This window comes from Kitasatospora sp. NPDC001664, assembly GCF_053596675.1.
In genome coordinates this window covers 158,783-165,433 of sequence record NZ_JBSFGS010000021.1, presented here as the reverse complement: position 1 = coordinate 165,433, position 6,651 = coordinate 158,783, and the positions used below count along the sequence as shown (strand labels likewise).

The 6,651-nt window shown below is 76.2% G+C and carries 3 protein-coding genes; 1 reads left to right on the top strand and 2 read right to left on the bottom strand.

The window, feature by feature from the left end; genetic code table 11:
* The first annotated feature begins 199 nt into the window (after window positions 1-199).
* Window positions 200-1,036 carry an HAD family hydrolase gene (locus ACWCYY_RS27605; protein WP_345290593.1) on the top strand — a complete coding sequence of 279 codons (837 nt, stop codon included), beginning with the start codon at window positions 200-202 and terminating at the stop codon, window positions 1,034-1,036.
* Window positions 1,037-1,043: 7 nt separating this feature from the next.
* Here ACWCYY_RS27605 and ACWCYY_RS27600 read toward each other — a convergent pair whose 3' ends face one another.
* A complete protein-coding gene (locus ACWCYY_RS27600; RefSeq protein ID WP_345290592.1) occupies window positions 1,044-2,828 on the bottom strand; it encodes a GAF domain-containing sensor histidine kinase in 1,785 nt (594 codons plus the stop codon).
* 9 nt (window positions 2,829-2,837) lie between these two features.
* The gene (gene cydD, locus ACWCYY_RS27595; protein WP_449797565.1) at window positions 2,838-6,644 is read right to left on the bottom strand and encodes a thiol reductant ABC exporter subunit CydD; all 3,807 of its coding nucleotides are present in this window, start codon (window positions 6,642-6,644) and stop codon (window positions 2,838-2,840) included.
* Window positions 6,645-6,651 lie beyond the last annotated feature (7 nt).

The following is a 6,651-nucleotide window of genomic DNA, read 5'->3' as shown; positions in this document are numbered from 1 at the left end:
TCGTTCGGTGCGTGCGATCGGCGTGCGGCAGGAACGCCCTCGTAGCGGAGCTACTTGGGCGTTTCGGCCGTGCGGCGAGCGTGCGTGCCGGGCGGGCCGCCCCCGGCGGGAATTGTCAGACAGGCTCTGGTCCCGGTGGCGGCCGGGGCGGGTGGTCCCGGTAGCGGCCGGGGCGGGCGCGGTGAGCGAAGATGGAGCGGTGACCGACTCCTCCCGCCCGCTGCCCCGCCCGCCCCGGCTGATCGCCACCGACCTGGACGGCACGCTGCTCTGCTCGGGCGGCGTGGTCTCGGAGCGGACCGCCGCCGCACTGGCCTCGGCCGAGCGGGCCGGCGTGCGGGTGGTGTTCGTGACCGGCCGGCCGCCGCGCTGGATGGCGCAGGTCAGCCCGCACATCGGCGGCCACGGGGTGGCCATCTGCTCCAACGGCGGGGCGGTGGTGGACGTGCACCGCGGCGAACTGCTGCGGACCTTCCCGCTGGCCCCGGCCGACACCCTCCGGGTGGTCGAACTGCTCCGGGCCGAACTGCCGGGCAGCGCCTTCGCCTTCGAGTTCCCCGGCGGCTTCGCCCGGGAGCCGGAGTACTCGCTCTTCATGTGGGACTCGCAGAACGAGCACCCCGTCGCCCCGGCCGAGCGGCTGCTGGCCGAGGGCCGGGTCGACGGGCTGTTCAAGGTGCTGGTCAAGCACCCGGAGCTGGACCCGGACGTCTTCCTGGACAAGGCCCGGGCGGTGGCCGGCCGGTACGCCGAGATCACCCGCTCCGCCCCGGTGGCACTGCTGGAGATCAGCGCGCTCGGGGTCACCAAGGCCACCACGCTGGCCGGTTGGTGCGCCGAGCAGGGCATCGACCGCAGTGAGGTGGTGGCCTTCGGCGACATGCCGAACGACCTGGAGATGCTGGCCTGGGCCGGGCGCTCCTACGCGGTGGCCAACGCCCACCCGGACGTGCTGGCCTCCGTCGCCGAGCACACCCTCAGCAACGAGGAGGACGGCGTGGCCCGGGTGGTGGAGGAGCTGCTCGGACTGTCCTGAGGGGCGGTCAGAGCCGGGCCGACCAGCGGACCCGGGTGCCCCGGCCGTCCGGGCCGGGCTCGTGCCAGGCGTCGCCGCCCAGCACCTCGGCCCGCCGGGTGAGGTTCTTCAGCCCGCTGCGCCGCCCGCCGTCCGGGATGCCCACGCCGTCGTCGGTGACGGTGAGCAGGACGCCGGGCCAGCCGGGCCGCTCCGCCGCCTCCGGGTCGCCGGAGAGCGGGTGGCCCTCCGCGTCCAGGTGGACGGTGGCGTCGAGCTCCACGCCGACCCGGGAGGCCCGGGCGTGCCGGGCCGCGTTGGAGAGCATCTCGCGCAGGGCGGCCAGCAGCTGACGGCCCGTCTTCTCCCCGACCAGGCTCTCCACCGGGCCGGTGAAGGTCATCGAGGGCTTGAAGCCCAGCGCGGCAGCGGCCTGGCTGCCCTCCCGCAGCACCCGGGTGCGCAGGTTGTCGGGCTCGTCGCCGTGGTCGTCGTGCTGGAGCGCGTAGATGGTGGTGCGGACCTCCTGGATGGTGGCGTCCAGCTCGTCCACCGCCTTGCCGATGCCGGTCTTCACCTCGGGCACCAGGGCCCGCCGGGCCGCGCCCTCCAGCATCATCCCGGTGGCGAAGAGACGCTGGATCACCAGGTCGTGCAGGTCCCGGGCGATCCGGTCGCGGTCCTGGAAGACCGCGAGGCGCTGCTGGTCGCGCTGCCCCTCGGCCAGCCGCAGGGCCAGTGCCGACTGCGAGGCGAAGGCCTCGGCCAGCTGCTTCTCCGACTCGGTGAACGGCGGGGCCCCGGCGCTGCGCCAGACCGAGAGACCGCCGAGCACCCGCCCGGCCGCGATCATCGGCACCGCCATCGAGGCGCCGAAGGAGCGGGCCAGCCGGATCACCACGGTCGGGTCGGTGGACATGTCGTCCAGGTAGACGCTCTCGCCGCGCAGCAGCTCGGCGGCGAAACTGCTGGGCGGCAGCAGCTCGCCCTGGACGAACTCGGCCTTCTCCCCGGAGGCGTGCGCCACCCGCATCTGACCGTCGCCGGTCGGCAGCAGGATCATCCCCAGGGCGGCGTCGGCCAGTTCGCGGACCTGCTCGGCGGCCACGGTGAGCGCGACCTGGGCCCGGTCGGTGGAGAGCAGCGCGGTGGTGACGGCCGAGGCGCCGGCGATCCAGCGCTCCCGGCGCCGGCCCTCCTCGTACAGCCGGGAGTTCTCGATCGCCACCCCGGCGGCCGCCGCCAGGGCGTGCACCACCTGGGCGTCCTCGGGGGTGAAGGCGCCGGAGGTGGACTTCTTCTCGGCCAGGTAGAGGTTGCCGAAGACCTCGCCGCGGACCCGGATCGGCTCGCCGATGAAGGACTTCATCGGCGGGTGGTGCGGCGGGAAGCCGACCGAGCGCGGGTCGGCCGAGAGGTCGGCGAGGCGGAGCGACTCGGGGTGGTCGATCAGCGCGCCCAGGATGCCGCGCCCGGTGGGGAGTTCGCCGATCGCGGCGGCGGCCTCGTCGTCGATGCCGACGTGGATGAAGTCGGAGAGCCCGTCGTTGTGCGGGGAGACCACGCCGAGGGCGGCGTACCTGGCGTCGACCAGGTCGGCGGCCGCACCGGCGATCCGCTGCAGGGTGGCGTGCAGGTCGAGGCCGGCGCCGACCGAGACCACCGCCTCCAGCAGGCGCTGCATCCGGTCCGTGACGGCGGCCGCCGACTGGAGGCGTTCGGAGACCTCGGTGACCAGCGTGTCCAGACCGAGGGAGGCGATCTCGGGCACGCGGTGCGCGGTCGGGTCGGTGCTCTGCTCCGGAGTCTCCATGGGTTGAGCCTAGTTTGTGACGGTTTGCAGGGGGCCGTGCGCAGGCTCGTGGCGGGTCTCGGGAATCGACGCGAGGGCTCCGTCGGCCAGCTGCTCCCGCTGCCACATGGCGGTCAGCCGCCCGTCCGGATCGGCCGTCAGCTCCCGCCAGCCGCCGCGCTCGACGACCCGGCCGCCCTCCAGCACCAGGATCTCGTCGACCCCGTCCAGCCCGGCCAGCCGGTGGGTGATCAGCAGGGTGGCCCGGTCGGTGGTGGCGGCCAGCAGGTCGGCGGTGAGCGCGTCGGCGGTGGGGAGGTCCAGGTGCTCCGCGGGCTCGTCCAGCACCAGCACCGGGAACCCGGCGAGCAGCGCCCTGGCAAGTGCCAGGCGCTGGCGCTGGCCGCCGGAGAGCCGGGCGCCGTGCTCGCCGACCATGGTGTCCAGGCCGTCCGGGAGGCCCTCGGTCCAGTCCAGCAGCCGGGCCCCGGCGAGGGCCGCGCGCAGCTCCCCGTCGGTGGCGCCGGGGCGGGCCAGCCGGAGGTTCTCGCGCAGCGAGCTGTCGAAGAGGTGGGCGTCCTGGGCGCACAGGCCGATCGAGCGGCGGACGTCGTCGGAGTCCATCCGCCGGGTGTCCACAGGCTGTGGACAGTGCAGCGCGATCCGCCCGGCCTCCGGCTCCAGGAAGCGCAGCAGCGCCAGCGCCAGGGTGGTCTTGCCGGAGCCGGACGGGCCCACCACGGCCACCCGGCGGCCGGGCGCCAGGTCCAGGTCGACGCCCTCCAGGGCCGGCTCGGTCCGGCCCGGCCAACGGACCGTCAGGCCGCGGACCGTCACCCGGGAGCCCGGCTCGGCCGGGGCCACCGGGTCGGCGGGCTCGACCACCGGCGGCTCGGCGGCCAGCAGCTCGTCCAGCCGGGCGGCGGCGCCCCGGCTGCGGGCCCGTGCCAGGACGGCGAGCGGCATCCCGGAGACGGCCTCGAAGGCGGCCAGCGGGGTGAGCACCACCAGGGCCAGGCAGACGCCCGCCAGCGCACCGGTGGAGACCGCGTGCACGCCCAGGGCGGCGGCCGCCGCCACGGTCAGGCCGGTCACGGCGGCGATCAGGCCGCTGCCCAGGGCGAGCGCGGCGGCCGAGCCGGCCGCCAGCGCGGTCAGCCGCCGGTCGGCCTCGCGGGCCACCGCCAGCCGGGCCGGCAGCGCACCGGCCACGGTGAGCTCGGCGGTCCCGGTCAGGGTGTCCACCACGGCGGTGGCCAGCTCGCCCCGGGCCGGGGCCTGCTGACGCTCCGTCCGGGCCGAGAGCCGCGCCGCGAGGGCCGGGACGGCGACCCCGGCCAGCAGCAGCCCCGCGGCCAGCAGGAGGCCTGCGGCGGGGAGGAAGAGGCCCAGGCCGACGGAGGCGAGGACCGAGACGGTGGCGGCGACGGCGGCGGGCAGGCGCCAACGGAGGTGGTGGTCCTGGACGGCGTCCACGTCGGCCACCAGCCGGGACAGCAGGTCGCCCCGGCGGAAGGCCGGCAGGCCGGTCGGGGCCAGCCGCTCCAGACGGCGGTAGACGGTGGTGCGGACCGCGCCGAGGGCGCGGAGCACCGCGTCGTGCGAGACCAGCCGCTCGGCGTAGCGGAAGACGGACCGGCCGATGCCGAAGGCCCGGACGGAGGTGACGGCCATCATCAGATAGAGCACCGGCGGCATCTCGGAGGCGTACGAGATCAGCCACCCCGAGGTCGCCATCAGCGCCACGGCACACCCGAGGGCGAGGCTCCCGAGCACGGTGGCCAGGGTGAGCCGGGGCCGCACGGCAGCGGTCCGCCGTGGGTCGGCCTCCGGCCCGGTCCCGGTTTCACGTGAAACAACGCCCGGGCCGGCCGCCGCCGCAGAGCCCGGCGGAGCCGGGGCGGGCACGGCGGAGCCGGCGCAAGCCGGCGGGGCCGGGGCCGCGACCGACGCAGGCCCGCCCGGCCGAGCCCGGTCCCGCTCCGGAACGGACGCAGCGCCGTCGGCGGAGGTCTGGACGGGGACTGACGGAGACCCGCCCGGGCGGGCCGGCGCCTCCGCTGCCTCGCCCACGAGCCCATCCGCGTCCTCGCCCAGCGCGGCCTGCGTCGCGGCGGCGAGGCCCGGCGCAGCCGAAGCACGCGCAGCCACGCCCGGCGCCCCCTCGGCCCGAGCACCCGGGCCCGGCACAGCCGCCGCCACGTCCGCCGCGGCCGGCTGAGCCGCCGTCAGGTGGTGGTGACGGTCGGCGATGGCCAGCAGGGCGGGGCGGTGGGCGACGAAGAGGACGGTGCGGCCGGTGGCCGGGAGGGCGGCGAGGGCGTCGACCACGGCCTGTTCGCCGGCGCCGTCGAGGTTGGCGGTGGGCTCGTCCAGGAGGAGGAGCGGACGGTCCGTCAGCAGGGCGCGGGCCAGGGCCAGCCGCTGGCGCTGGCCGGCCGAGAGGCCGGCGCCCTGCTCGCCGAGGACCAGCTCGGGGGTGGCGAAGTCGGCGGCGTACGCGGCCGCCAGGGCCGCCCGCAGCTGGGCGTCGGTGGCGTCGGGGCGGGCCAGCCGGAGGTTGTCGGCGACCGTCCCGGCGAACAGGTACGGGTGCTGCGGCACCCAGGCGATCTGCGCGTGCCAGCTCGCCCGGTCCAGCTCGGCCAGCGGCACGCCGTCCACCCGGACGGTGCCGCCGTCGGCCGGCACGAAGCCGAGCAGCGCGGCCAGCAGGGTGGACTTGCCCGCCCCGCTCGGCCCGGTGAGGGCGGTCACGGTGCCGGGCTCCAGTGCCAGCGAGACCGGTGCCAGCCGGTCCCCGACGGTCAGTCCGTCCACCGAGACCACCGAGGTCCGCAGGTCGGGGGCGGGCCGGGTGCCGTCGGCCGGCAGCGGGGTCTCCAGCACCTCGAAGACCTCGTCGGCCGCGCTCAGCCCCTCCACGCTGGAGTGGTAGAGCGCGCCGACCTGGCGGATCGGGAAGTAGACCTCGGGAGCGAGCACCAGCACCAGCAGGCCGGTCTCCAGCGGCATCGACCCGTTCACCAGCCGGAAGCCGATGCCGACCGCGACCAGCGCGACCGAGAGGGTGGCCAGCAGCTCCAGCGCGAAGGAGGAGACGAAGGCGATCCGCAGGGTCCGCAGGGTGGCCCGGCGGTGCTCGTCGGTGATCCGGCGGACGGTCTCGGCCTGGGCCTTGGCCCGGTTGAAGACCTTGAGGGTGGGGAGCCCGGCCACCACGTCCAGGAAGTGGTGGCCCAGCCGGGCCAGCGAGGCCCACTGACGGTCCATCCGGCTCTGGGTGGCCATCCCGATCAGCACCATGAAGAGCGGGATCAGCGGCAGGGTCCCGGCGATGATCGCGGCCGAGGTCAGGTCGGCGCCGAGGATCCGCAGCAGCACCACGGCCGGCACCACCACGGCCAGCGCCAACTGCGGGAGGTAGCGGGCGAAGTAGTCGTCCAGCGCGTCGATCCCCCGGGTGGCCAGGGTGGCCAGCTCACCGGTGCGCCGGGTGGAGAGGTGGGCCGGGCCGAGCGCGGTGGCGTGCTCCAGCAGCCGCCGCCGCAGCTCGGACTTGACCCGGGCCACCGAGCGGTGGGCGGTCAGCTCGGTGAGCCAGGCGACCAGCGCCCGGCCCAGGGCGGTGGCCGCCAGCAGGAGGAGCGGGGTGGTGAGCCCGTACTCCCCCCGCTGGAAGGCCCGCACCACGATCTCGGCGATCAGGCTCGCCTGGGCCACCGTCAGGAGGGCGCCAGCCCCGCCGAGCAGCACCGACCCGGCCAGGAAGACCCGGGTGGCCCGGGCCTCCCGGAGCAGTCGGGGATCGACGGGCCCTCGGCGGTCCTTCGGCATGGCTCGG

What these genes read in the sequence shown, in the direction of transcription:
- ACWCYY_RS27600 (WP_345290592.1), bottom strand. Translation starts at nt 2,828, where the DNA reads ATGGAGACTCCGGAGCAGAGCACCGACCCGACCGCGCACCGCGTGCCC.
- cydD (WP_449797565.1), bottom strand. Translation starts at nt 6,644, where the DNA reads ATGCCGAAGGACCGCCGAGGGCCCGTCGATCCCCGACTGCTCCGGGAG.